This window comes from Rhodanobacter sp. Soil_C_14 (genome assembly GCF_057657335.1).
In genome coordinates, this window is record NZ_JBDGIQ010000005.1 from 107,170 (window position 1) to 131,526 (window position 24,357).

General features: G+C 67.9%; 20 protein-coding genes and 1 pseudogene. 7 read left to right on the forward strand and 14 right to left on the reverse strand.

The window, feature by feature from the left end:
- Positions 1-39: 39 nt before the first annotated feature.
- The gene (locus tag AC3A56_RS13015; protein WP_056768067.1) at positions 40-900 is read left to right on the forward strand and encodes a DUF6159 family protein; all 861 of its coding nucleotides are present in this window, start codon (positions 40-42) and stop codon (positions 898-900) included.
- 153 nt (positions 901-1,053) lie between these two features.
- On the opposite strand, the gene AC3A56_RS13020 is transcribed toward AC3A56_RS13015, so the two are convergent.
- Complete coding sequence (locus AC3A56_RS13020; RefSeq protein WP_487770614.1) at positions 1,054-1,830, reverse strand: pteridine reductase; 777 nt, start codon at positions 1,828-1,830, stop codon at positions 1,054-1,056.
- A gap of 54 nt (positions 1,831-1,884) precedes the next feature.
- A complete protein-coding gene (locus tag AC3A56_RS13025) occupies positions 1,885-2,694 on the reverse strand; it encodes a hypothetical protein (RefSeq protein WP_487770615.1) in 810 nt (269 codons plus the stop codon).
- Positions 2,695-2,883: 189 nt separating this feature from the next.
- On the opposite strand from AC3A56_RS13025, the gene AC3A56_RS13030 reads away from it, so the two are divergent.
- The gene (locus AC3A56_RS13030; protein WP_487770616.1) at positions 2,884-5,055 is read left to right on the forward strand and encodes a TonB-dependent receptor; all 2,172 of its coding nucleotides are present in this window, start codon (positions 2,884-2,886) and stop codon (positions 5,053-5,055) included.
- A gap of 85 nt (positions 5,056-5,140) precedes the next feature.
- Here the strand turns inward: AC3A56_RS13030 and aceA are convergent, their stop codons facing one another.
- Both aceA and aceB read right to left on the reverse strand, forming a co-directional pair.
- A complete protein-coding gene (gene aceA / locus AC3A56_RS13035) occupies positions 5,141-6,439 on the reverse strand; it encodes an isocitrate lyase (RefSeq protein WP_487770617.1) in 1,299 nt (432 codons plus the stop codon).
- Positions 6,440-6,487: 48 nt separating this feature from the next.
- Complete coding sequence (aceB, locus tag AC3A56_RS13040; RefSeq protein ID WP_487770618.1) at positions 6,488-8,101, reverse strand: malate synthase A; 1,614 nt, start codon at positions 8,099-8,101, stop codon at positions 6,488-6,490.
- A gap of 122 nt (positions 8,102-8,223) precedes the next feature.
- Here aceB and AC3A56_RS13045 point away from each other — a divergent pair, with 122 nt between their 5' ends.
- Positions 8,224-9,261, forward strand: coding sequence for a LysR family transcriptional regulator (locus AC3A56_RS13045; protein ID WP_487770619.1), 1,038 nt, complete (start codon positions 8,224-8,226; stop codon positions 9,259-9,261).
- 30 nt (positions 9,262-9,291) lie between these two features.
- Here the strand turns inward: AC3A56_RS13045 and AC3A56_RS13050 are convergent, their stop codons facing one another.
- The 7 genes from AC3A56_RS13050 to AC3A56_RS13080 form a co-directional block, all read right to left on the reverse strand.
- Positions 9,292-9,888 carry a 1-acyl-sn-glycerol-3-phosphate acyltransferase gene (locus tag AC3A56_RS13050; RefSeq protein ID WP_487770620.1) on the reverse strand — a complete coding sequence of 199 codons (597 nt, stop codon included), beginning with the start codon at positions 9,886-9,888 and terminating at the stop codon, positions 9,292-9,294.
- Positions 9,885-10,307 carry an alternative ribosome rescue aminoacyl-tRNA hydrolase ArfB gene (gene arfB, locus AC3A56_RS13055; RefSeq protein WP_056717436.1) on the reverse strand — a complete coding sequence of 141 codons (423 nt, stop codon included), beginning with the start codon at positions 10,305-10,307 and terminating at the stop codon, positions 9,885-9,887. The genes AC3A56_RS13050 and arfB overlap by 4 nt, the downstream gene beginning before the upstream one ends.
- Before the next feature lie 125 nt (positions 10,308-10,432).
- Entirely contained in the window at positions 10,433-11,179 is a 747-nt protein-coding gene (locus AC3A56_RS13060; protein ID WP_487770621.1) for a pseudouridine synthase, read from the reverse strand.
- 110 nt (positions 11,180-11,289) lie between these two features.
- Positions 11,290-12,939 carry a ubiquinone biosynthesis regulatory protein kinase UbiB gene (ubiB, locus tag AC3A56_RS13065; RefSeq protein ID WP_487770622.1) on the reverse strand — a complete coding sequence of 550 codons (1,650 nt, stop codon included), beginning with the start codon at positions 12,937-12,939 and terminating at the stop codon, positions 11,290-11,292.
- Positions 12,936-13,586 (reverse strand): ubiquinone biosynthesis accessory factor UbiJ, encoded by a 651-nt coding sequence (locus tag AC3A56_RS13070; RefSeq protein ID WP_487770623.1) that lies wholly within the window; start codon positions 13,584-13,586, stop codon positions 12,936-12,938. Before AC3A56_RS13070 ends, ubiB begins: the two co-directional genes overlap by 4 nt.
- A 27-nt stretch (positions 13,587-13,613) precedes the next feature.
- Positions 13,614-14,084 carry a tRNA (uridine(34)/cytosine(34)/5-carboxymethylaminomethyluridine(34)-2'-O)-methyltransferase TrmL gene (gene trmL, locus AC3A56_RS13075; protein ID WP_056717440.1) on the reverse strand — a complete coding sequence of 157 codons (471 nt, stop codon included), beginning with the start codon at positions 14,082-14,084 and terminating at the stop codon, positions 13,614-13,616.
- A 32-nt stretch (positions 14,085-14,116) separates the two neighbouring features.
- A complete protein-coding gene (locus AC3A56_RS13080; protein ID WP_056717441.1) occupies positions 14,117-14,338 on the reverse strand; it encodes a hypothetical protein in 222 nt (73 codons plus the stop codon).
- 272 nt (positions 14,339-14,610) lie between these two features.
- Between AC3A56_RS13080 and AC3A56_RS13085 the strand changes: the two genes are divergently transcribed.
- Together AC3A56_RS13085 and AC3A56_RS13090 are read left to right on the forward strand one after the other, a co-directional pair.
- Positions 14,611-17,484: a M16 family metallopeptidase gene (locus AC3A56_RS13085; protein ID WP_487770624.1), complete on the forward strand. Its 2,874-nt coding sequence runs from the start codon at positions 14,611-14,613 to the stop codon at positions 17,482-17,484.
- A gap of 142 nt (positions 17,485-17,626) precedes the next feature.
- Entirely contained in the window at positions 17,627-18,028 is a 402-nt protein-coding gene (locus AC3A56_RS13090; RefSeq protein ID WP_204110337.1) for a DUF4156 domain-containing protein, read from the forward strand.
- Between the two features lie 46 nt (positions 18,029-18,074).
- On the opposite strand, the gene AC3A56_RS13095 is transcribed toward AC3A56_RS13090, so the two are convergent.
- A complete protein-coding gene (locus AC3A56_RS13095) occupies positions 18,075-21,563 on the reverse strand; it encodes a patatin-like phospholipase family protein (protein WP_487770625.1) in 3,489 nt (1,162 codons plus the stop codon).
- Between the two features lie 166 nt (positions 21,564-21,729).
- Here AC3A56_RS13095 and pssA point away from each other — a divergent pair, with 166 nt between their 5' ends.
- Entirely contained in the window at positions 21,730-23,130 is a 1,401-nt protein-coding gene (pssA, locus tag AC3A56_RS13100; RefSeq protein ID WP_487770626.1) for a CDP-diacylglycerol--serine O-phosphatidyltransferase, read from the forward strand.
- A 65-nt stretch (positions 23,131-23,195) separates the two neighbouring features.
- On the opposite strand, the gene AC3A56_RS13105 is transcribed toward pssA, so the two are convergent.
- Positions 23,196-23,795 (reverse strand): GNAT family N-acetyltransferase, encoded by a 600-nt coding sequence (locus AC3A56_RS13105; RefSeq protein ID WP_487770627.1) that lies wholly within the window; start codon positions 23,793-23,795, stop codon positions 23,196-23,198.
- Positions 23,796-23,814: 19 nt separating this feature from the next.
- Positions 23,815-24,021 carry a YdcH family protein gene (locus tag AC3A56_RS13110; protein ID WP_007804203.1) on the reverse strand — a complete coding sequence of 69 codons (207 nt, stop codon included), beginning with the start codon at positions 24,019-24,021 and terminating at the stop codon, positions 23,815-23,817.
- Between the two features lie 148 nt (positions 24,022-24,169).
- Here AC3A56_RS13110 and AC3A56_RS13115 point away from each other — a divergent pair.
- Positions 24,170-24,322, forward strand: a pseudogene (locus tag AC3A56_RS13115) (tRNA 2-thiocytidine(32) synthetase TtcA); the annotation flags it as partial.
- Positions 24,323-24,357: the final 35 nt, after the last annotated feature.

The following is a 24,357-nucleotide window of genomic DNA, read 5'->3' on the forward strand; positions in this document are numbered from 1 at the left end:
CTGTCTGAACGCGGGTCCACGATCGAGGGGAACAGGAACATGGCCGGAAAGTTTGCCCGCAGCTGGGCGTTGATGAAGGCGAGCGCCACGGTGTTGCGCTCGGACAAGTCGTTGCTGGTGTTTCCGCTGCTGTCGGGTCTGTGCACCCTGCTGGTGGCGGCCAGCTTCCTGGTGCCGGTGGGCATGATGGTGATCGGCGGCGCGCACGCGGGCGAGGACTTCCACGAACGCATGTCGGTGGGCAGCTACCTGCTGATGTTCGTGTTCTACCTGGTGCAGTACTTCGTGATCATCTTCTTCCAGACCGCCCTGACCGGCGTGGCGCTGATGCATCTGCGCGGCGAACCGACCGGCGTGGGCGCGGGCCTGGCGCTGGCGCGGTCGAAGCTGCCGCAGATCTTCGGCTATGCGCTGATCGCCGCCACGGTGGGCCTGCTGCTGCGGATGATCCAGGAGCGGCTGGGCCTGATCGGTCGGCTGGTGATCGGCTTCATCGGTCTGGCGTGGACCGTGGCCACCTTCCTGGTGGTGCCGGTGCTGGCCAGCAAGGATGTCGGCCCGGTCGACGCGGTGAAGGAAAGCGTCGAGCTGCTCAAGCGCAGCTGGGGCGAAAACATCATCGGCAACGGCGGCATCGGCGTGGTGTTCGGCCTGCTGATGTTCCTGGCGGTGCTGGTCGGCGCCGTGCTGATCGGTGGCGCGGTGGCGATGCAGTCGGTCGTCGCGATCGTGCTGGCGGCGGTGATCGTGGTGGTGGGGTTCGTCCTGCTGGCCCTGATCCAGTCCTCGCTGCAAGGCATTTATTCGGCCGCGCTGTATCGCTACGCCGAAGCTGGCGAGGCCAGTGTGGGCTTCGACCAGGCCTTGCTGCAGCAGGCCTTCGCGCCCAAGAAGAAATAGCGCGGGAGCGACCCCACCCCGACCCTCCCCTGCTCGCAGGGGAGGGAGCAAAGCAGAAGCTCGAAGCGACCGGGATACCCTCCCCTGCGTGCAGGGGAGGGCAGGGGTGGGGTCCGCGCCGCCGCATCGCCCATCGCAGCGACGCACCCAAGCTCACACCGCCAACGTCCTTCCCCCATCCACCCGGATGATCTGCCCAGTCACGAACGGTGCGTCGCGCAGCAGCCACAGCACCGCGCTGGCCACGTCGTCCGGTGAGCCGGAGCGTTGCAGCGGCGTGCGTGCCAGCATTGCCTGCTGGTCGTCGTAGGCCTTGCCGTCGCCCGGCCACAGCACGGCGCCGGGGGCGACGCCGTTGACCCGGATGTCGGGGCCCAGATCCAGCGCCAGCGAGCGGGTCATCGCGGCCAGCGCAGCCTTGGCCATGCAGTACAGCGGATGCCCGGCCAGCGGACGCTCGGCGTAGATGTCGATCATGTTGACGATGGCGCCGCCCGATGCGCGCAGCGCGGGGATGGCGGCCTGGCTGAGGAAGAACGGCGCCTGCGCGTTGGAGGCGAACAGCGCGTTCCATTGTTCGGCGGTGGCCGTGCCCGCGGGCGTGGGGAAAAAAGCCGACGCATTGTTGACCAGCGCGTCGAGGCGGCCATAGCGGGCCAGCAATTGATCGATCATGCCGGGCAACGTCGACAGCTCGGCGAGTTCGGCCTGCAGCAGCAGGGTGCTGCCGCTGCGTTGCGCTTCGAGCTCGTCGGACAGCGCGCGCGCGTCGGCGGCCGAATGACGATAGTGCAGCGCCACGTCGTAGCCGGCTGCATGCAGCGTCCGCGCGATCACCGCGCCGACCCGACGGCCGGCGCCGGTGATCAGCGCGACGGGTCGATCCGCGCCGGGTTGAGCCGAGCCGGGTCGATCATCGGTGGGTGACATGCGGCGGCTCCGTCAACTGTGCAACCTGCAGCTTGCCGCAAAGCCGCGCCAGCGTCACCCGCGCTGGGGCGGGCCGGGCTTCTTCGGGCGCGTCTTGCCGGCAGTTTTTTGCGCGGCGCCAGCGACCTTGCGGGCGGCCGTGGCGACCGCCTTGTCGACCAGCTTGCCGGCCACGCGCCGCGCCGCTTTCGCGGCCGGCTTTGGCTTCGGCGCCGGTTTCGGTTTGTCGGTGGTCGCGGCGTCCGCGTCGGCTGTTTCCTCGATCGTCACCTCGCTCTCGAACATCTCGATCGCAGTGGCGGCCACTTGCCCGGTGTCGTAGTACGCGTAGGCACCGACGCCCAGCGCGCCGACCACCGGCAGCCAGCGCGACAGCCCCTTGCTCAGCGTGCGCTGGGTGAGTTTCACGCCGATCTGCTTCGCCACGCGCTGGGCCATGCCCCACGACATGCGGCGGAAGATCAGCCGGTCGCCCATGCGCACCACCAGGTCGCGGAAGGCCTGCGCCGCGGTGTGGCGGAACAGGCACCACATCATCTGCTCGCGCCCCAGGCTCGCGTGGCGGCCGTAGGCGGCGGCGATGTCGCTGACCATCTGCCCCTGGATTTTCCAGATCGCGATCAGCTCCGGCAACAAGGTCAGCCAGCCCAGCGGACCCGGCGGCAAGGCCAGCGAGCCGGCAGTCAGCGCGGCGCGCTGGGCGGCGCGGCTGGCCAGCTTGCGCGCCTCGTTGGCCGGTTCCCTGCTGCTGTCGATCCGGCTATTCGGCACTTCGCTGACGAAATCGAGGATCGCCGCGGTGATCCTGCCCGGCTCGCCCGGCGCGATGACTGCGGGAACCTGTTGGCTGGGTGACTTGCTCATGGGCGACTCCGTGCAGACGAGGCGAATGCGCGCGGCTTGCGTTCCCCGCAGTCTAGGGAGTGCGCGTGAAGCGGGGCTCAACACGAGGGCCGGTCACGCGGTGCGTGACTTCTGGCCCGGGCGGTCATGCGTTGCGTTGGATATGTTATAACATAACAAATCAACCTCCCGTCCCTGCCGGAATTCCCGATGACACACTCCCCGCTCGCCCTGGCTCTTGCCGTCGCGCTGGCCATGCCGTTCGCCATCCATGCCACCGTTGCCGACCCCGCTGCCACCGCGGCGGCGCATGGCGACGATCCGGCCGACAGCGGCAGTCGCAACCGGCAACCGCAGGTGCAGGATCTGGATGCGATCTCGGTGTCGGGCGCGCTCGACCAGGCCCGCAACGCACTGTCGCCCGATACCGGCAGCAGCCAGTACGTGATCGATCACAAGGCGATCGCACAATTGCCGCTGGGCGCGTCCACGCCGATCAACCAGGTGCTGCTGCAGGCGCCGGGCGTGGTGCAGGATTCCTACGGCGGCCTGCACGTGCGCGGCGATCACGCCAACCTGCAATACCGCATCAACGGCGTGATCATCCCCGAGTCGATCGGTGGCTTCGGCCAGAGTCTCGACGCACGCACGATCCACACCGTGAAGCTGCTCGACGGTGCCTTGCCGGCGCAGTACGGCCTGCGCACGGCGGCGGTGGTCGACATCACCACGAGGAGCGGCCACGACCTGGGCAATGGCGGCAGCGTGGGCATTACCGGCGGCAGCAACGGCACGCTGAATCCGAATGCATCGGTGTGGGGCAGCCACGATCGCTGGAGCTGGTTCTTCACCGGCAACTACATGGAGAACGATGCCGGCATCGAGAACCCCACGGCGAGCCGCAAGCCGATCCACGACCACACCAATCAAGCGAAGGGCTTCGGCGACATCAGCTACCTGATCGACAACGACACCCGCCTGAGTTTCCTGTTCGGTGTGGCCAACAACCGCTTCGATATCCCGAACAACCCGGACCAGACGCCGCAGTTCGGTTACCTGGACACGGTGAATTTCAACTCGGCCGACCTCGCCCAGCGTCAGCGCGAGAGCACCCGTTTCGGCGTGCTAGCGTTGCAGGGCAAGCTGGGCGCCACCGACTATCAGGTATCGGTGGGCCAGCGTTACAGCGGCCTCGCCTATGCGCCGGACCGGATCGGCGAACTGATGTTCAACGGCGTCGCCTCCGGCATCACCCGCAGCAATCGCGCCAGCACCTTGCAGGCCGATTTCGCTACGCCGATGGGCGATCACCATACCTTGCGCTACGGCGTCTACGGCAGCTTCGAGCGCGCGGCCAGCGGCAACGACGCGTGGGTGTTTCCGGTCGACGCCGACGGCAACCAGGCCAGCACCACACCGGTCAACATCCTCGACGCCAGCCGCCTCACCGCAAGGACCTGGTCGGCCTATGTGCAGGACGAATGGAGCCTCGGCGCCAACTGGACGCTGAACTACGGCCTGCGTGGCGACCGCTATCAGCTGGCGCGCAGTGAGAGCCAGCTGAGTCCCCGCGCTGGCCTGGTCTGGCAGGCCACCGGCAGCACGGTGGTGCACGCCGGCTACTCGCGCTATTTCACGCCGCCAGCGACCGAGATGATCGCCAGCAGCAACATCGCGAAATTCGAAGGCACCACCAACGCCGTGGCGGACACCGGCAACAACACGCCGTTGGCCGAACGCTCGGATTATTTCGACGCAGGCATCTCGCAGAACATCGGCTCGGCCTGGACCGTGGGCGTGGACGCCTACTACCGCAAGGTGCAGCGCCTGCAGGACGAAGGCCAGTTCGGCTCCGCCCTGGTCTATTCCACCTTCAACTACGCGGCGGGCCGGGTGAAGGGCGTGGAGTTCACCGCCAATTACGAGCAGGGCCCGCTGTCGGCGTACTTCAACGCCTCGCTGGGCAAGGCGATCGGCCAGCGCATCATCACCAGCCAGTACAACTTCGATCCCGACGACCTGGCGTACGTCAACAACCACTGGATCTTCCTCGACCACGACCAGAAGCTCACCTCGTCCGGTGGCATCAACGTCGCGCTGAACGACAGCACCCGCGTCGGCGCCGACTATCTTTTCGGCAGCGGCCTGCGCAAGGACGGCGACGTGCCGAATGGCGCCTCGCTGCCCGCGTACTTCCAGCTGAACCTCAACGTCGCGCACGACTTCGCCTTCGACGGTTTCGGCAAGCTGCACGCGCAACTGGCGGTGATCAATGCGCTCGATCGCACCTATGAACTACGCGACGGCAGCGGCATCGGCGTGGGCGCCCCGCAGTTCGGCCCACGTCGCGGCGTCTATCTCAGTTTGCAGAAGGATTTCTGATTCCGCTCCCTCGATTGCAGAAGGGCAGTCTGTGCGTGGCCCTTCCTTATACCGGAAGGAAGGGTCACGCGCAGGGCTGCGGAACTCAGGCCGCCGAAGCCTGCTTGAACTGGGCTTCTTCGGTCGAGCCTTTCAGCGCGGTGGTCGACGACTGTCCTTGCTGGATCGCCTGGGTCACGGCGTCGAAGTAGCCGGTGCCCACTTCGCGCTGGTGCTTCACCGCGGTGAAGCCGCGGTCGGCGGCGGCGAATTCCTTTTCCTGCAGTTCGACGAAGGCGCTCATCTGGCGACGGGCGTAACCGTACGCCAGGTCGAACATGCCGTAGTTGAGGCTGTGGAAGCCGGCCAGGGTGATGAACTGGAACTTGTAGCCCATCGCACCCAGTTCCTTCTGGAAGTTGGCGATGGTGGCGTCATCCAGGTTCTTCTTCCAGTTGAAGCTGGGCGAGCAGTTGTAGGCCAGCATCTTGCCGGGGAACTTCGCGTGGATCGCCTCGGCGAAACGACGCGCGTCGTACAGGTTCGGCTTGCTGGTCTCGCACCAGATCAGGTCGGCGTACGGCGCGTAGGCGAGGCCGCGGCTGATCGCCTGGTCCAGGCCGGGCCGCACGCGATAGAAACCTTCGACGGTGCGTTCGCCGGTGATGAAGGCCTTGTCGTTGTCGTCGATGTCCGAGGTGAGCAGGTCGGCGGCGTCGGCGTCGGTGCGCGCCACCAGCAGGGTCGGCACGCCGGCCACGTCGGCGGCCAGGCGTGCCGCGTTCAACTTGTCGACTGCTTCGCGGGTCGGCACCAGCACCTTGCCGCCCATGTGGCCGCACTTCTTCACGCTGGCCAGCTGATCCTCGAAATGCACGCCGGCGGCACCGGCCTCGATCATCGCCTTCATCAGCTCGAACGCATTCAGCACGCCGCCGAAGCCGGCTTCGGCGTCAGCCACGATCGGCACCAGCCAGTCGCAGTCGTCCTTGCCTTCGGCGTGATGCAATTGATCGGCGCGCAGCAAGGTGTTGTTGATCCGCTTCACCACCAGCGGCACCGAGTTGGCCGGGTACAGCGACTGGTCGGGATACATCTCGCCGGCCACGTTGGCGTCGGCGGCGACCTGCCAGCCGCTGAGGTAGATCGCCTGCAGGCCGGCCTTGACCTGCTGCATCGCCTGGTTGCCGGTGAGCGCGCCCAGCGCATTGACGAAGTCTTCCTTGTGCAGGGACTTCCACAGCCGCTCGGCGCCATGGCGGGCCAGCGAGTGCTCCACGTGCACGGTGCCGCGCAGGCGCACCACGTCCTCGGCGGAGTAGTTGCGCTGCACGCCGGTCCAGCGCGGGTTGTTGTTCCAGTCCAGGGTGATCTGTTCGGCGGTCGGCAGGGTCGTGGTCTTCATGGCATGGCTCCGTGGGACGGTGATTCGTGGCAGGCGGATCGGCGGGACTCAGGCGAGCTGGTCGTAGGCGGGCAGGGTGAGGAAGTCGCCGAGCACGTCGGCATGGGTCATCGCCGAGAGCAGGGCAGCGGCCGCGTCGGCGCGGGCGGCGCCGGGATGCTGGCTGTCGCGCAGTCGGTGCGTGTGGCAGGCCAGTGCGTGGTCGAACAGGGCGAAGTCGATCGGCGCGTGGTCGGGGAATGCCAAGGCCTCCGCGTGCGACCCGTCGGCGTGATGCAGCCACTGCCACAACTGGGCGCGGGCGATCTCGGCGGTGGCGGCGTCTTCCATCAGGTGATGGATCGGCACGCAGCCCAGGCCATCGAGCCAGGCGGCGGTGTAGCGCAGGCACACCTCGACGTTGTTGTCGAAGCCGGCGCGGGTGATGGTGCCGTTGGGCGCGGCGAGCAGCTGTTCGCGGCTGACCTGCACGTCCTGGCGCAGCACGCCGAGCTGGTTGGCGCCGGGCATGTGCTGGTCGAAGACCTGCTGCGCCACGGCCACCAGCGCCGGGTGCGCCACCCAGGTGCCGTCGTGGCCGGCCTGCACCTCGCGCAGCTTGTCGGCGCGCACCTTGGCCAGCGCCGCTTCGTTGGCGGCTTCGTCGCCCTTGATCGGGATCTGCGCGGCCATGCCGCCCATCGCGAACGCGCCGCGGCGATGGCAGGTCTGGATCAGCAGTTCGGAATACGCCTTCAGGAACGGTGCGGTCATCTGCACCTGGCTGCGCTCGGGCAGCAGGCGGTCGCGATGGCCGCGCAGGGTTTTCAGGTAGGAAAAGATGTAATCCCAGCGGCCGCAATTGAGGCCGACTGCGCGACGGCGCAGCGCATGCAGAATCTCGTGCATCTGGAACGCCGCCGGCAGCGTCTCGATCAGCACGGTGGCCTTCATCGTGCCCACCGGCAGCTGCAGTTCGTTCTCGGCGTCGGCCATCACCGCATCCCACAACGCGGCCTCCTCCATCGCCTCGAGTTTCGGCAGGTAGAAATACGGGCCGCGGTCACGGCTGTGCAGGGCGCGGGCGTTGTGCAGCACGAACAGGGCGAAGTCAACCAGGGCGCCGGACATCGGCTCGCCATCCACGCTGAAGAACTTGTCGTGCAGGTGCCAGCCGCGGGGGCGCACCACCAGCACGGCGGGGTTGTCGCCCACTCGGTAGTGCTTGCCCTCGGGCGAGGTGAAGTCGATTGAGCCGTTCACCGCGTCGCGCAGGTTGAGCTGGCCGTCGAGCTGATTGGCGAAGGTCGGCGCCGAGGAGTCCTCGAAGTCGGCCATGAACACCTTCGCGCCGGAATTCAGCGCGTTGATGATCATCTTGCGCTCGACCGGGCCGGTGATCTCGACGCGACGGTCGCGCAGCGCCGGCGGGATCGGCGCCACGCTCCAGTCCGATTCGCGGATCGCCGCCGTGTCGGCGCGGAAGTCGGGCAGGCCGCCGGCGTCGTACGTCGCCTGGCGCTCGCGCCGCGCCTGCAGCAACTTCTGGCGGGTCGGTTCGAAGCGGCGGTGCAGCCGGGTCAGTAAAGCCAGCGCTGCCGGGGTCAGGATGCTCGCGTAACCGGCCGGGTCGGCATGAATCTCGATGGCGCCGAGTTCGAGTCTTTCCTGCGGTACTGCCATGGTGTCGCTCCGTGTCGGGAATGACTCGAAGCTAGGTACAAATCAGCTATTTGACAAAGTGAATGTTTCAATCATTACTATGAGCAAATGCAATACATACTCCAAAGTATTGAAATATGGCGATGAAAAAGCACGACGCGTCGCTGAACGGACCGAAAAAGCCGCGCCGCAGCGCAGCAAAGAAGCGCGGCGAGGTCGCGCCGGCGGAGAACGGCGGGCGCTATTACTACAAAGGCAACCGGCATAAGCAGTTGCGTGCCTTCGTCAGCGTGGTGAAGCTGGGTACGCTGACCCGCGCGGCCGAGGCGCTGTACCTGTCGCAACCCACCATCAGCCTGCAATTGCAGGCGCTGGAGCGGGAACTCGGCATGAGCCTGCTGGAACGGCGTCGACGCCGCATCAACCTCACCGACGCAGGCGAGGCGCTGTATGAACTGGCGCGGCCGCTGGTCGAAGGCTGGGACACGCTGGACCGCGACTTCCAGGCCAGGGTGAAGGGACTGCAGGCCGGCCGCCTGACCATCGCCGCCGGCACCTCGACCATCCAGTACCTGCTGCCCGACCTGGTGCGCCGCTACCGCGAACGCTTCCCCGCGGTGCAGCTGCAGCTGGCCAACGTCACCGGCAAGGACGGCATGGCGATGCTGCGCGCGGACGAGGCCGACTTCGCCGTCGGCTCGATGCTCGACGTTCCCAACGACATCGCCTGGGCGCCGGTGCAGCACTACGACCCGATGCTGATCATGCCGCCGGGTCATCCGCTGGCGGCGAAGGAAAAGATCACCCTGGAAGACCTGTCACCTTACGGCCTGATCCTGCCGCCACAGCGGCTGTCCACCTATCGCCTGGTCGACCTGGTGTTCCAGCAGCAGCAAGTGCCGTTCCACGTGGCGATCGAGGTCGGCGGCTGGGACGTGATCAAGGAGTACGTGGCGATGGGCATGGGCATCTCCATAGTCACCGGCATCTGCATCACCGCCGTCGACAGTGAACGGCTGGCGGTGCGCAACATGAAGCAGTTCTTCCCGCAACGCAGCTACGGCGTGGTGATGCGCAAGGGCAAGTTCCTCAGCGCCGAGGCGCGGGCCTTCATCGACCTGGTGCGGCCCGGCCTGTTGACCCATCGCGAGCACGACGATCCGGGCCATTCGCAGCGTTGACGCGGCGGCAGGGCGTGCGCCCGCATCCGGTCACACGTTGCGGTGCTTGCCCCGGAACGGCGCATAGAACGCGCGCAGGCGGGCCAGGTCCGCCTCCATGTCGTCGCTGGTGTGGAACAGCGGGCCGACGCCGATGGTCTTGTCCGGATAGTTGAACCAGGCCGTGACGATGGGCACGCCGGCCTCGTGGGCGATGCGCCAGAAGCCGCTCTTCCAGCGCGCTACCGGCTTGCGCGTGCCCTCGGGCGCGATGCCCAGCCACAGCGATTCGTGTTGCTGCAGCTGGTCGATCATCTGCTCGACCACACCCTTGGCAGCGCCGCGGTCGATCGGCATGCCGCCCAGTTTCAGTAGCAGCTTGCCCAGTGGGCCGCGGAACAGCTCCTGCTTGCCCATGAAATGGATGTCGGCGCCGATGCCGACCTTCATCAGCAGGCCCCACACGCCATCCCACCACGACGAGTGCGGCGCGGCGATCAGCACGGCGCGGCGCACGTCGGGAAACTCGCCGACCAGGCTCCAGCCGCACAGGCGAAGTACGCCTCGACAGAGTCGGCGGCGCCAGTTGTCGGCCAGATGCGGCATGCCCGGCGGCAGTTGCTCGGGGTTGGGCAGTTGTCCCTTCATTCGAGATCCGGCTTGCGTGAACGGGACTGCTTGATCTGGCCGCGTTGCTGCTTGCCCACCAGGCGACGTTCCTTCGAGGCGCGGGTGGGGCGGGTGGCCAGGCGCTTCTTCGGTGGCACCAGCACGCCGCGGATGATCTCCACCAGGCGCTCGCGCACGTCGTCGCGATTGCGTCCCTGGTCGCGGAAGCGGCGGCCCTGGATCACCAGCACGCCCTCGGCGGTCAGCCGGCGATCTCGGCGCTCCAGCAGACGCGTGCGGATCTCCTCAGGCAGCGACGGCGAGCTGGCCACGTCGAAGCGCAGCTCCACCGCGCTCTCGGTGCGATTCACATGCTGTCCGCCGGGGCCGTCGGCGCGCAGGAAGCGCTCGACGAGCTCGGACTCGGGCAGGGTGATGCTGTGGCTGACGGTCAACATGCCAGGCAGTTTACGGGCAAGCGAAAGGCGGGGCGAGAGACGGGCTTCTTCCCGTGTGGGCCGGGCGCGGCGCCGCGGGTGCCTTTCGCCGTGTGTTCCTCGACTTCGCCTCCGTGCGGCGACGCTCAGGACGAACCGAGGGGTGGCGGGAAGTCGTTCGGCGATGTTTCGATGTCCTCGGGCCGGGGCCAGCCGAACCGGGCGAGCAGGTGCGTGTAAGCCTCATCCAGCGGAGCTGCCAGCTGCATCGGCACGCCGGTGACCGGGTGGTGGAAATCCAGCCGCCATGCGTGCAGCAGCATCCGATGACAGCCGAAATGCTGCTTGTACAGGCGGTTGTGGTCGCCGCGGCCGTGCTGGCAATCGCCGATCACCGGGTGGTGGATATGCGCCAGGTGCTTGCGGATCTGGCGGAAGCGGCCGCTTTCGGGTTCGGCGAGAACCAGCGCGTAGCGCTGCCGCGGATAGCGGCCCAGTTCGATCGGCACTTCGATGGTGGCGAGGCGCCGGTAGCGGGTGCGTGCCTCGCGGCGTGGGCCGGTCTCGCGCGAGCCGGGCAGCGGATAGTCGATCACGTCTTCGCCCGGTTCGGGCCAGCCGCGCACCACCACGAGATACTGCTTGTGGATGCTGCGGGCCATGAACTGTTCGCCCAGCGCGGCGGCAACCTCCTTGCTGCGCGCCACCAGCAGCACGCCACTGGTGGCGCGGTCGAGCCGGTGGGCCAGGTAGACGTTGTTGCCGATCTGTTCGCGCAACAGGTCGATCAGGAATTCCTCGGCGTTGCCCACCATCTTCGAGCGGTGCACGGCAAGGTTCGCGGGCTTGTTCACCGCGATCAGCGTGTCGTCCTGGTAGAGAATCTCGATCATGGTGGTTCGTCGGCCGGGGGGATAGTTGCGCCATCAATGTAGAGCGGGCACTGCCCGCTGCCTTGCGCCAAGAGCCGGCGGGCAGTGCCCGCCCTACGTCGGCATTCCGGTCAGCGCGAGCGGGGCCAGCCGATGGCGAAAGCGAGCAGGCCGGCGAGGCCAGCGCCGAGCGGTGGCCAGCTGCCGTGTTGCGGGGCCAGCGTCCACAGCAAAGCGGCAGCAATCAGTAGCGCGCTGCCGAGCAGCCCGCAGGCAAGCAGCTTGTGCTGGCGATGCGCAGTTTCCAGAGCCAGTTTCAGCGCCAGTGGATCAGCAACCTCGCGTCGCTCGCCGCGACCGATCTGGCGCAGTGCGTCGCGCACCAGCTCGGGGAATTGCGGTGCCTCGTGCAGCCATTCGGGCAGCCGCTTGCGCACTTCGCGCAACGTGCGCAACGGGCTGTAGCGTTCGCGCAGGATGCGTTTCAGCACCGGGTGCGCCACCGCCCAGATGTCGATCTCCGGGTCGAGCATGCGGCCCACGCCCTCGATGTTCAGCAGGGTCTTCTGCAGCAGGATCAACTGCGGCTGCAGGGTCAGCTCGAAACGCCGTGCGGTCTGGAACAGCTTCACCACCAGCTCGGCCAGCGAGATCTGCGACAACGGGCGGGTGAAGTACGGCTCGCACACCGTGCGCACGGCGGCTTCCAGCTCGTCCAGCCGGACGTCGGCGGGCATCCAGCCCGCGTCCACGTGCAGCTTGGCGATGCGGGCGTAGTCGCGTTCGAACAGCGCGATGAAGTTCTGCGCCAGCCAATACTGGTCGGCTTCGGGCAGCGAACCCATGATGCCGAAATCCAGCGCGATGAAGCGCGGTTCGCCGGTGCGCGTCGGGTCGACCCAGATGTTGCCGGGGTGGGCGTCGGCGTGGAAGAAGTTGTCGCGGAACACCTGCTCGTAGAACACCCGCACACCCTTGACGGCAAGCGCCTTGCGGTCGAGCCCGGCGGCGTCGATCGCGGCGATGTCGTCGCTGCTGAGGCCGTGCACCCGCTCCAGGGTGAGCACGCGGGTGGCGGTCAGGTCCCAGTGCACTTCAGGCACGTAGAGGTCCACGCCGCTGGCGAAGTTGCGCCGGAGCAGGCTGGCGCTGGCGCCTTCGCGCTGCAGGTCCAGCTCGTTCTCCAGCATCTTCTCGACTTCGGCGACGACATCCAGCGGGCGGATCTTGTCGGCGTTCGGGTGCCAGCGCTGGGCCAGTTCGCCCAGCGAACGCAGCAGTTTCACGTCGCGGGCGATCTGCGCATCGATGCCCGGGCGCAACACCTTGACCACCACCTCGCGGCCGTCGTGCAGGGTGGCGGCATGCACCTGGGCGATCGAGGCGGAGGCCAGCGGGGTCTCGTCGAAACGGGCGTATAGACGTCCAATCGGCAGCTTCAGTTCCTGCTCGACGATCGCGCGGGCTTCGCTGCCCGGGAACGGCGCGACCTGGTCCTGCAGCAGGGCCAGTTCGTCGGCGATGTCGGCCGGCACCAGGTCGCGGCGGGTCGACAACACCTGGCCGGCCTTGACGAAGATCGGCCCCAGTTCGGTCAGCGCATGACGCAGGCGCGCGCCGCGCGGCAAGCCGCGGATGTCGACGCGCGGTTTGGCCACCAGCGGTCGCAGCAGCTTCAGCGGGCGGTACAGATGTGCCGCGTCGACCAGTTCATCGAGTCGATACGCCAGCAGCACCGAAGCGACCCGCAACAGACGAGGTACCACCTTCAGCGGCGTCACGCGGCGTTGCCCGACACGCGCTGCAACAGTCGTTGCACGCGTGATTCGAGTCGCTCGCTGCGCTCGCGCAGCTCGTCCACGCCGTCGAGGAAACCCTCCACCTCGCTCGGCGCCATCGCCACGCGCGCCTCGTCGCGCAACCAGTCCGCGCCATCCTCGGTGAGGTGGCTGGCGGTTTCGCGGGCGTGGGCCAGGCCCTTGCGCACAGTCCTGGCCAACGGCACGCCGAGCACATCGCCGAACGTGCGCGCGAACGCTTCCTCGAAATCGGGAGCGAACTTGCTGGCCAGCTTTTCCAGCCGGCGCGCCAGCTCGGCATCGCCCGCGATCTCCACCTTGCCCGGGGCGATGCCGTCGTCGTCGCGGCGGAACATCATCGCCAGCAGGCTGCCCGGTGAGGCGGCGACCTTCAGCTGGTTGTCCTCCTGCGGCGGGCCCACCTTGAGGCGGGCGTCCTCGACGGTGATGGCCAGCGCGATCTCGGGGCCGCGCAGGTGCAGCTGCACGCTGCGTCCATTCAGCGCGGCCAGCTTCTGCTGCGTGTCCGGATCGAGCGACAAGGTGTGGTTCAGCGCGGTTTCCAGCGCACGGCCGGCAAGCTTGCGCAGCGGTTGCGGCAACCAGGAGTTGGGAGTGGCGGCGTTCATCTGCCGATTGTAGCCCGGCCGCTTCGGTCAGACGTCGGCGGCACCGTGGAAGCCGAGCTGCCGCCATGCCTCGTAGACGGCCACGGCCACCGTGTTCGACAGGTTCAGGCTGCGGCTGTCCGGACGCATCGGCAGGCGCAGGCGTTGTTCGGCGGGAATCGCCTCGAGCACGGCTGCCGGCAGTCCGGCGGTTTCGCAGCCGAACAGCAGGGCGTCGCCGTCGGCAAAACGCGCCTCCACATGGGCGACACGGCCGCGGGTGGTGAAGGCGAACACCCGGGGCGCGCCGATCGCATCGAGGCAACTGGCCAGGTCGTCGTGCACCGCGAGCCTTGCGTACTCGTGGTAGTCCAGCCCGGCGCGGCGCAGGCGGGCATCGTCAAGTTCGAAGCCCAGCGGGCGAACCAGATGCAGCGCAGCGCCGGTGTTCGCGCACAGGCGAATCACGTTGCCGGTGTTCGGCGGGATCTCGGGATTGAACAGGATGACGTGGAGCATCCGCCATTATCGCCGTACGGCATCGCCCGGGATCAACCGTTGAGCGGCGACGCCGTGCCGAGCTGGGCGCACATCACGCCGTCGGGCGGCAAGGCGCAACTGCTCGGCGCCGCCAGCAGGATGGTCCGCAGGGAATGGCTGCCGGCCAGCTGTATCGAGGCCGGCGTGGTAGTCACCATCGCGCCGAAGATCAGGCCGCATACCGCCAGGCAGGCGATGAACAGTCCGCGCAACATCAGGGTTTCGAATTTCATGAGCTTGTCTCCGACGAATGGGGGAAGAGTCCCTGCACGGAAATAAGAGCAATCCGCGTGCCAACGGTTGCAAACGCCCCAAGTGCTTGATTTGACGGAGTCATCACGGCGGCCCCGGGCGAACAATCCTGTCCGCGGACACCGCTGTCGACCGCCGCCGGACAGCCGGACATGCGGGCGGACACCCAGGCGGACCCTGCCGCAAGTCATTTGCGACACCTGTCCCGCGCCGCTAGCCTGTGTCGACTTATCCGTGAAACAGGAGGTTCACCGTGACAAAGAAACCACTCGCCCTGCTGATCGCCGGCGCGCTCACCCTGGCTGGCGGCGTGCCGCTGGCATGGGCGGCTCCCGCGGCTGCCGCGACGACTGCCGCCGCCTCGCAGCAGATTCCCGAGCTGGCCTACAGCCGCTTCACCCTGCCCAACGGCCTCACCGTGGTGGTGCACGAAGACCACAAGGCGCCGGTGGTGGCGGTCAGCGTCTGGTATCACGTCGGTTCGTCGTATGAGCCGAAGGGCAAGACCGGTTTCGCACACCTGTTCGAGCACCTGATGTTCCAGGGCTCGGAGAACCACAAGGACGAGTACTTCAAGCCGTTCGAGCTGGCCGGCTCCACCGACCAGAACGGCACCACCTGGCTCGATCGCACCAATTATTTCGAGACGGTGCCGACCAGCGCGCTGGACATGGCACTGTGGATGGAATCCGACCGCATGGGACACCTGCTGGGCGCGATCGGCCAGCCGCAGCTGGACGAGCAGCGCGGCGTGGTGCAGAACGAGAAGCGCCAGGGCGAGAACCAGCCGTACGGCCGCGCGGGCGAGCTGATCCAGGCCGAGGCATTCCCGGCCAATCATCCCTACCACCACGACACCATCGGTTCGATGGACGACTTGAACGCCGCCTCGCTGGGCGACGTCAAGCAGTGGTTCCGCGACTACTACGGCGCGGCGAACACGGTGGTGGTGCTGTCCGGCGACATCACGCCGGCGGTGGCGAAGGAAAAGATGCAGAAGTATTTCGGCGACATCGCCGCCGGCCCGCAGGTGCCGCGTCCGCAGCCGTGGATCGCCCCCCGCGACAGCTCCACCCGGGGCACCATGACCGACAACGTGGCGCAGACCCGCATCTACCGCGAGTGGAACGTGCCCGGTCGCGGCAACAACGACGAGAACCTGCTGGAACTGGCCGCCGCCGTGCTCGGCGGCAGCAAGACCTCGCGGCTGTACCAGCGGCTGGTCTACCAGGACAAGCTGGCCGACGACGTCTCGGTGGACGTCGAGCAGCACGTGCTGGCCAGCATGTTCAACCTGCAGGTCGACGTGAAAAAGGGTGTCGACCCGGCGAAGGTCGAGGCCGCGATTGCCGACGAGTGGCAGAAATTCCTGAACACCGGCCCCACCGCCGACGAACTGGCGCGGGTGAAGACCGAGACGCGCGCCTCCTTCGTGCGCGGCCTGGAAAAGGTCAACACGCAGGCTTCGATCCTCGCCCAGGGCCAGCTGTATCACGGCGATCCGGGGCAGTACCTGAAGGACTTCAACGCGTTCATGGCGGCGACTCCGGCCAGCGTCAAGGCGGTGGCCGACAAGTGGATCAGCAAGGGTGATTACACCCTGACCGTCGTGCCGGGCAAGGTCGACGCCACCGACATGGCCAAGATGGCCGGTCGTGCCGCGGCCACCGGCGCGCCGGCACCGGTGCTTTCGGCCAGGGGTGACTACAAGACGGTGGCCAGCGACGTCGACCGCAGCAAGGGCGTGCCCGAGGTCAGCAGCTTCCCCGACCTCAGCTTCCCGGAGCTGCAGCGGGGCAAGCTCGATAACGGCATCGAGGTGGTCCTGGCCGAACGCCATACGGTGCCGGCGGTGCAGTTGCAGCTGCTGTTCGACGCGGGCTTCGCCGCCGACCAGGGTCGCAAGCTGGGCACCTCCAGCTTCACCATGAACATGCTCGACGAGGGCACCAAGACTTTGGACTCGGTGGAGATCGCCAAGCGCAAGCAGCGCCTGGGCGCGATCATCGCCAGCGGTTGCGGGCTGGATTACTGCAATGCCTCGCTGAACGCGCTGGACGACCAGCTCAAGCCGTCGCTGGACCTGTTCGCCGACATCGTGCGCAACCCGGCCTTCCGTGACGGCGACACCAGTCGCCTGCGCGGCCAGTGGCTGGCGCGCATCGCCCAGGAAAAGAGCCAGCCCACCGGCATCGCCCTGCGCACCCTGCCGCCGCTGCTGTACGGCCAGGGCCACGCCTACGCGATCCCGTTCACCGGTTCGGGCACCGAGGCGTCGATCAAGTCGCTGACCGCGGCCGACATGCACAGCTTCATGGACGACTACATCCGCCCGGACAACGTGAAGATCCTGGTCGCCGGCGACACCACGCTGGACAAGATCATCCCGCAGTTGAACGCGGTGTTCGGCGACTGGAAGGCACCGGCCGGCAAGGTGCCGGTGAAGAACATCGGCCAGGTCACGCCGCCGTCGCAAGCGCGCGTGTTCCTGGTCGATCGTCCCGGAGCGCAGCAGACGCTGATCCTCGCCGGCAGCCTGGCGCCTTCCACCGAAGCGGCCAACAATCTGGAAATCCAGACCATGAACGGTGCCTTCGGTGGCACCTTCACCTCGCGCCTCAACATGAACCTGCGCGAGGACAAGCACTGGGCCTACGGCGCCTTCAGCTTCCTGCAGAACGCGGTGGGGCAACGTCCGTTCATGCTGTACGCGCCGGTGCAGACCGACAAGACCGCGCCGTCGATCGCCGAAATGCTGAAGGAGGCCAACGGCGTGATCGGCGACAAGCCGCTGACCGACGCCGAGATCAGCAAGGTCAAGGTCGGCGACGTGCGCAGCATGCCGGGCGAGTACCAGACCACCTCGGCGGTGATGGGTGCGATGCAGGGCATCGCCCTGTACCACCGCCCGGACGACTACGTGCAGACCCTGAAGTCGCGCATCGAAGGGCAGACCGACGCCGCGGTGGAAGCGGCGGCGAAGCAGATCATCCATCCGGACCAGCTGACCTGGGTGATCGTCGGCGACCTGGCGAAGATCGAGTCGCCGATCCGCGCGCTCAAGCTCGGCCAGGTGCAGGTGCTCGATGCCGACGGCAAGCCGGTGGCGGCGAAGCCGGCCAAATGAGCCCGCAGGCGGCGCCGGCATGAACCGGCGCCGCATGTCGTGCGGCCGCCGCGGGACGCGTCCGCGCCACCGCGTTACGATGGAGGCCGGATCGCAAGTTCCGGCCTCTTTCCTATTCCAAGTCACTGCTGCGGAGCCCTCCATGCGCAAGACCCTGCTGTTGCTCGTCCCCGTGTTGCTGTTGAGCGCCTGCAACTGGGGCATCACCATGGACCCGGCGGCGAAGAACGTGCGCACCGCCTGGAGCGGCGACGTCTCTGCCTGTCGCGACCTGGGCAAGGTCACCGTCTCGGTGATGGATCACGTCGGCCCGGTCGACCGCAACGACATCAAGGTGCGCGACGAACTGGAAGTGCTGGCCCGCAACGAGGCCGCCAAGATGAATGCCGACACGATCAAGCCGCTGGCCGAACCCGACGCGGGATCGCAGCCATGGGGCGCGTATCAGTGCGGCGCGCGCGTGCCGACCGCCACCCCGGCATCAGGCCATGCCGCGCCGACCTCGGCACCCGGCAACGCTCAGACCTTCCCGATCCAGCACTGAGTCGCGGGGTCGGCGCACGCGCGCGATGAGCGGTCGCACCGGGCGCTCACGGCTTCGCCGTTCCGGGAATCCACAGTTCGATCACGTTCGGTTCGCCGCGGATGGATAGCGGGAACGGCACGGCCTGGGGCGCGCGGGGCGAGGCGAACGGGCGGGTGGCGCCCATCCATGCGCTGATCGCCGACGCGCATTGGGTGCCGGCATCGCTGTAGAGCACGGTGGGTACATGCCACTGGAACGGCAGGGTGCGGCCGTGGCTGGCGGCGCTGGCGGTGACGTTCTCGATGCCGGGCGTGGCCACGCCCAGGTCGCGCAGCTGGGGCAACAGGGTTTCGGCGGAGGCGCGCTCGGCCTCGTCGTAGATCTGCGTGTAGACCACGAAGCGGCGCGAGATGCCCTGGGTGCAGGCGCGGCGTGCAGCGTCGGCCAGGGTGGCGGCGTTCGCCCGTGACGGGTGAGTGACCGTGGCGGTGGCGGGAGTCGGGCGTGCCTCCCGGACCGGTGGCGGTGCTGCCGTTTCGGGCGGCGGCGGTGGCGGCGGCGGGGGAACCTCCCTCGCGGGTTCCGGTGCCGATGCCAGCGGGGGGCTTTCGGACGGCATGTCGACGGTGATGGATGTCGGGGCTGCGGCGTTCGAAGACGTGTTCGCGCCCGCCACGACGGGTGCATCGGGATCGAGCGCCACCACCGGTGGCCAGTCACGGTAGCCGACCATGGCGCGTTCCCAGCGGGTCAGCGAGGGTGCGCCGCCGAGGATGGTCAGGTCGTTGTTGCAGGCGAGCGCAAGCTGGCCCGGTGGCAGTTTGGTGCATTTCGCCTGCAGCGAATCGACGAGGCCGTCCACCATCAGGCGGATCGAATCCGGGTACGGCGGCGCTCCGGCTTGGGCGCGGAACAACTGCACCGAGGCATCCATGCCGACATCGAAGGCGGCGTCGTCGCCGATCGCCTTGCCCAGGTCGCGGGCGGCCTCGGTGACCAGTTTCTGCTGCTCGATGCCCTGTTTCAGATGGGCGTCCCACGCCTGCCAGCCGGCCAGCGCCAGGCCGGCGATCGCGCTCAGCCCGAGCGAGGCGCCGACCGTGGCGGTGACCCGCTGGCGCAGCGACATCGCGCTCTTCTGCACGTCCGGGGCGAGCGGGCCGATGCTGGCGGCGACGCCTTCCAGGGCCAGCACGGGGATCGCATCGAGGGTGGCGCGATCGAGCGGCCGGCCCAGCAGTTCGCCCAGCTGGCAATAACTTTCCCACTGCGCCTCGTCGAAGAACTGGTCTTCCGTGCCCTGTTGCGGGAAGCGCATGTCGCGGTTGGCGTAGCCGACGATGTCGAGCGGCGAATCCGCCGGCTGGCGCGGCTTCACCACCAGCAGGGCGCCGGTGTTGCCGCTGTGGTAGCGGATGCGCGCCAGCAGCAGGCTTTGCGTGCCCGGCCCCGGCATCACGCTGTCCGGCGTGCCGAGCCGGGCCAGCAGTGCGGGCTCGACGGTGCCCGGCGCGAGGCTGGCCGGGTCGATGAATTCGATGATGGCGGCGTAGTCGATGCGCGCCTTGCGGATCAGGTTCTCGACGTCGGCGAACAGGTAGTTCGGATCGGCGCCGCAATCGGCCAGCACGATCAGCTTCAGCTCGCGCTTGAGCAGGGCATAGACGCCGGTGTTGTCGAAATGCCCGCCGTCGGACAGGTACCACACCGGACCCTGCAGGCCGGGGAAGCGCGCCAGCATTTCCTGCAGGGCCGCCCGCGACTTGCCGAGCCACGACCATGACAGCGACGGCTTGCCGAGCCGGTTGCGCCACCAGTAGCCGAGCCGCAGGCCACTGAGGAAGGTCAGCACGGCCACCCCGGGGCGGGTCATCGAACCCATGCCGGAACCGGCGGCGGCACCGGAGATGGCGATCCATTCGGCCAGCGTGGTGCCTTGCAGCGGTTCGCTGGCGCCCGCGGGCAGCGTTTGTGCGGGCCGGGTTCCGGTTTCCACGCCGAACGGACCGACGGTGAGGCAGATACCCTTGCGATCGGCGTTGAATGCCTCGGTGCGATCGTCGACGGTCTGGTTGATGCAACAGTTGATCAGGTGGATCGGGCCACCGTGCAGGTGCGGCGTGTAGTCGGGCAGGGCCACATCGTCGTGGTCGAGCAGTTCGGTCACCTTGACCACCGCCTGCGCGGTGGCGGAGTCCTTCGACAGCAGCGGCGAGATGGGGAAGCGCGTCGGGCCCGCGGCGGCCACCGGCTGGTTGCCCACCGCGATGTAGGTGCGCGCGATGCGCGAGCGATAGAACGCGTGCAGCGACGAGCGGTTGATCGCCTGCAGGTTGCGTCCGGTCAGGCCCGCGTAGGCAAGACATGGCACCACCACCGCCAGCCAGCGCAGCCAGGCCGCTGCGGCGGACGTGGTGCCCATGAAGAACAGCAGGTATTGCAGCGCGCTGAGCCAGAACAACAACAGCAGGCCGAGCAGCAGCAGGCCGCACAGGTTGGCGATCAGGGCCAATGGCAAACGCGCCAGGCTGGGCTTGTCGTTGTGCGGCTGCAGCGCCGGCAGGGCGAACCGCGCCACCGCCACCAGCAGCGCGATCAGGCCCGCGCCGTTCAACGCCGGACCGTGCAGCGCGCCCGATTCCAGCAACCAGGCAAGGAACCAGCCGAGCAGGTCGGCGACGCCGAGCAGCAGGAACAGCAGCAGGCACTTCAGCAGGAAGGTGAGGCTGATCGTGTAGTGCACCCGATCCTGGGCCGGATGGTTGCCGCGCAGCCGGGTCCACAGCCATGCCAGCGGGATCGCCAGCAGGATCACGCCGGCCACCTGCAGCAGGCCCGGGCCGTGGCTGCTGTCCAGCGGCTGGGCCAGCCACAGCAGATAGCCGCCGAGCGCGGCGGTGACCACGACGATGGTCAGGTCCCCCGCCAGCGAGCCGTCTTCCGGATCGCGCGCCCACCAGTAGGCGAAGGCGCAGGCCGCCGACAACCAGCCCAGCGGAACCAGGCCCAGCCACCACAGGTTCAACGTCAGCCATGGCAGGTGTTGCGCGTAGACCGGATAGCAGAGCAGGTGCGGCAACACCACCGCCGATGCCAGCAGGGCCAGCAGCACGGCGATCTCGAACTGGGTGGCCACGAAGCCGCGCAGCTGCCCGGTGGCGGCCTGCAGCAGATCGCCCGCGCCGGCGGGCGTCAGGTAGCGACCGTTGCTGCGCAACCACCACAACAGCAGCGAACGGTCGTTGGCCAGGCCCTGCTCGACCTGTTGCGGCGTGGTGGCGGCATTGAACAGACGTCCAAACGCGGCGCCGATGTAGCCGCCACCGGAGACCGTCGACAGGTAGTCGAAACGGTGCAGCACGCCGTTGCGTGCCAGCGCCCGCAACAGGCCCAGGCAGAAGGTGGCGCTGCGCACGCCGCCACCGGACAGGGCCAGGCCGGCGTGTGGCGCCTGCGGCTCCACCCCGGCGCGGTCGCGCCGCGTGTCGAACAACTGCCTTTCCGTCGGAGCCGGCTCGCCAGGCGAGGGCTGTGCTTCCCTGTTCTGATTCATGGCTTGTTCTCCCCCGGGCCTCGATGCCCCTGCCACGCCGCGGGTGAGGTTATGCGCCCGGGCGTCGCCCGCGGCAAGTGCCGTCGGCGGCGTGGAAGCCGCGCCGCGGTATAGGCGCACCCGCCGCGGTTTGCGATGATGGGCGTTGTCGTCCATCGTTGTGGCCATGAACAAGCTGATCTCCGCTCCCGGCCGCATCGCGCGGCGCATCCTGCCGTTTTCCCGCAGGCGCAAGCCGGGCGCCTCGACGCAGGCGATGCCGTTCTTCGCGGTGCCCGCCAGCGCGATCGCCACCCTGCCTGATCCGTCGGCATTCCGGCAGGCCTTGCTGCGGCTCATCGGCCAGGCCACCCGGCGCATCGTGATCGTGGCCCTGTACCTGCAGGACGACGATGCCGGCCGTGAAGTGCTCGATGCGCTGTACGCGGCGAAGGCGCGCGCGCCGGGCCTGCGGATAACCGTGTTCGTGGACTGGCATCGCGCCCAGCGCGGCCTGATCGGCAAGCAGAAAAGCGCGGGCAACGCGGGCATGTACCGCGAATACGCGGCGCGGCTGGGGCCGGGCGTGGAGATCTACGGCGTGCCGGTGCAGAACCGCGAACTGTTCGGCGTGCTGCACCTGAAAGGCTTCGTGATCGACGACGCGGTGCTGTACAGCGGCGCCAGCCTCAATGACGTCTATCTGGCGCGGCATGAGCGCTACCGGCTCGACCGCTATCACCTGCTGCAACACGCGGGCCTGGCCGACGCGATGGCCGGTTTCGTGCAGAAGTATTTCATCGGCAGCGATGCGGTGCGGCGCCTGAACGTGGCGGACGTGCCCTCGACGAAGTCGCTGCAGCCGGCGATCCGCGAATTCCGCCAGGCATTGCAGCGGGCGAGCTACGACGTGCCGCAGGCCAGCCTGGCCGACGGCACGGTGGCGGTGACGCCCCTGCCGGGCTTCGGCCGCAGCGACAACACGCTTAACGAGGTGCTGCTGGAGTTGCTGCGCGGCACGCGCCAGCGGCTGATCGTGCTGACGCCGTACTTCAACTTGCCGCGGCCGGTGCGCGCGCTGCTGGGCCAGTTGCTGCGTCGTGGCTGCACGATCGACATCATGGTCGGCGACAAGACCGCCAACGATTTCTACATCCCGCCTGGCGAGCCGTTCAAGACCATCGGGCTGTTGCCCTACCTGTACGAAAACAACCTGCGCCGCTTCGCCCGCGCGCACCGCCGCCAGATCGACAGCGGCCAGCTCAACCTGCACCTGTGGCGCGACCGCGACAACAGCTATCACCTGAAGGGCCTGCTGATCGACGACGACGTGGCCGTGCTGACCGGCAACAACCTCAATCCGCGGGCGTGGTCACTGGATCTGGAAAACGCACTGGTCCTGCGCGACCCGTCACGCCTGCTGCAGGCACAACACGAAGCGGAGTGGGCGGCCTTGCGCCGGCACGCCACGCGACTGGTCGACTACCAGGCGCTGGAGAGCCCGCGGCAGTATCCGCCCGAGGTGCGCAAGCTGCTGAAGCGGCTCGACCGCAGCCAGCTCGATCACCTGCTCAACCGGCTGATGTAGGAGCGTATCCCGTGCGCGAACGCTTTTCGTGACGTGACGAAGAGCCATCGCGCACGGGTGCGCTCCTACGATGCCGCCAGCCGGCTCAGCCGCATCTCCAGCCAGTTCGACACGTTCGGCCATTCCCCGGCGAGGATGCTGAAACACACGGTGTTGCGCAGGCTGCCGTCCACGCGACGCCGGTGGGCGCGCAGGACGCCCTCGCGCTGCGCGCCAAGACGCTCGATCGCGCGCTGCGAATCCTCGTTCAGTTCGTCGGTGTGGAAGGCCACCGCCACGCAGTCCAGGGCCTCGAACGCGTGCTCCAGCAGCAGCCGCTTGCAGGCGGTGTTGAGATGGGTCTTCTGCCAGCGCTTCGCGTACCACGTATAGCCGATGGCGAGCCGTGGAACCGCGGTGTCGATTTCGTAGTAGCGGGTGCTGCCGACGATCTCGCCGCTGCCGGACTCGCGGATCGCGAACGGCAGCATGTGGCCCTCGGCCTGGCCTTGCAGCGCCCTGGCCACGTAGTCACCGGTCTGCCCCGGCGCCGGGACGCTGGTGACCTGCAGGTTCCACAGCTCGCCGTCGGCGGCGGCCGCTTCCAGCGCCGGCACGTGGTCCAGGCTCAGCGGTTCCAGCACGACGTATTCGTCATGCAGGCGGATCGGGGCGAACGGGGTCATCGGGGATTCCAGTGGGCGGTCAGGCGTCGAGATCGGGGATCAGCTTGCTCTCGAGCCGGGCGATGTGGTCCTTCAGCAGCAGCTTGCGTTTCTTCAGCCGGGTCAGCTGCAATTCGTCGCGGCCGATCGCCGAGGCGAGCTGGTCGATCGCGGCGTCGAGGTCGCGATGCTCCATCCGCAGCTCGGCGAGCAAGTGGACGATTTCTGCGTGATCCTGGACCTGCATGATGGTGATGAGGCTGGGCGGCGATTTCCCAAGTGTAACGCCGATTTGCCGCGCCGATTGGCCGCGCGGCTTCCCGCCTTGCCCATGGATGCGGCCCGGCGGCGGCCGGGCCGCTACAATGGCAGGCTCCCGTTGCCGATCGCCCGACATGTCCGCCCCGTTGCCCACCTTCCGTCCACCCGCCGCCCACGGCGGCAAGCTGGCCCGGCGCCTGCGCCGCCAGGTGGGCCAGGCGGTGGGCGACTTCGGCATGATCGAGGACGGCGACAAGGTGATGGTGTGCCTGTCCGGCGGTACCGATTAGGTCTACAGTATGGACATGTAACGATTAGGTGT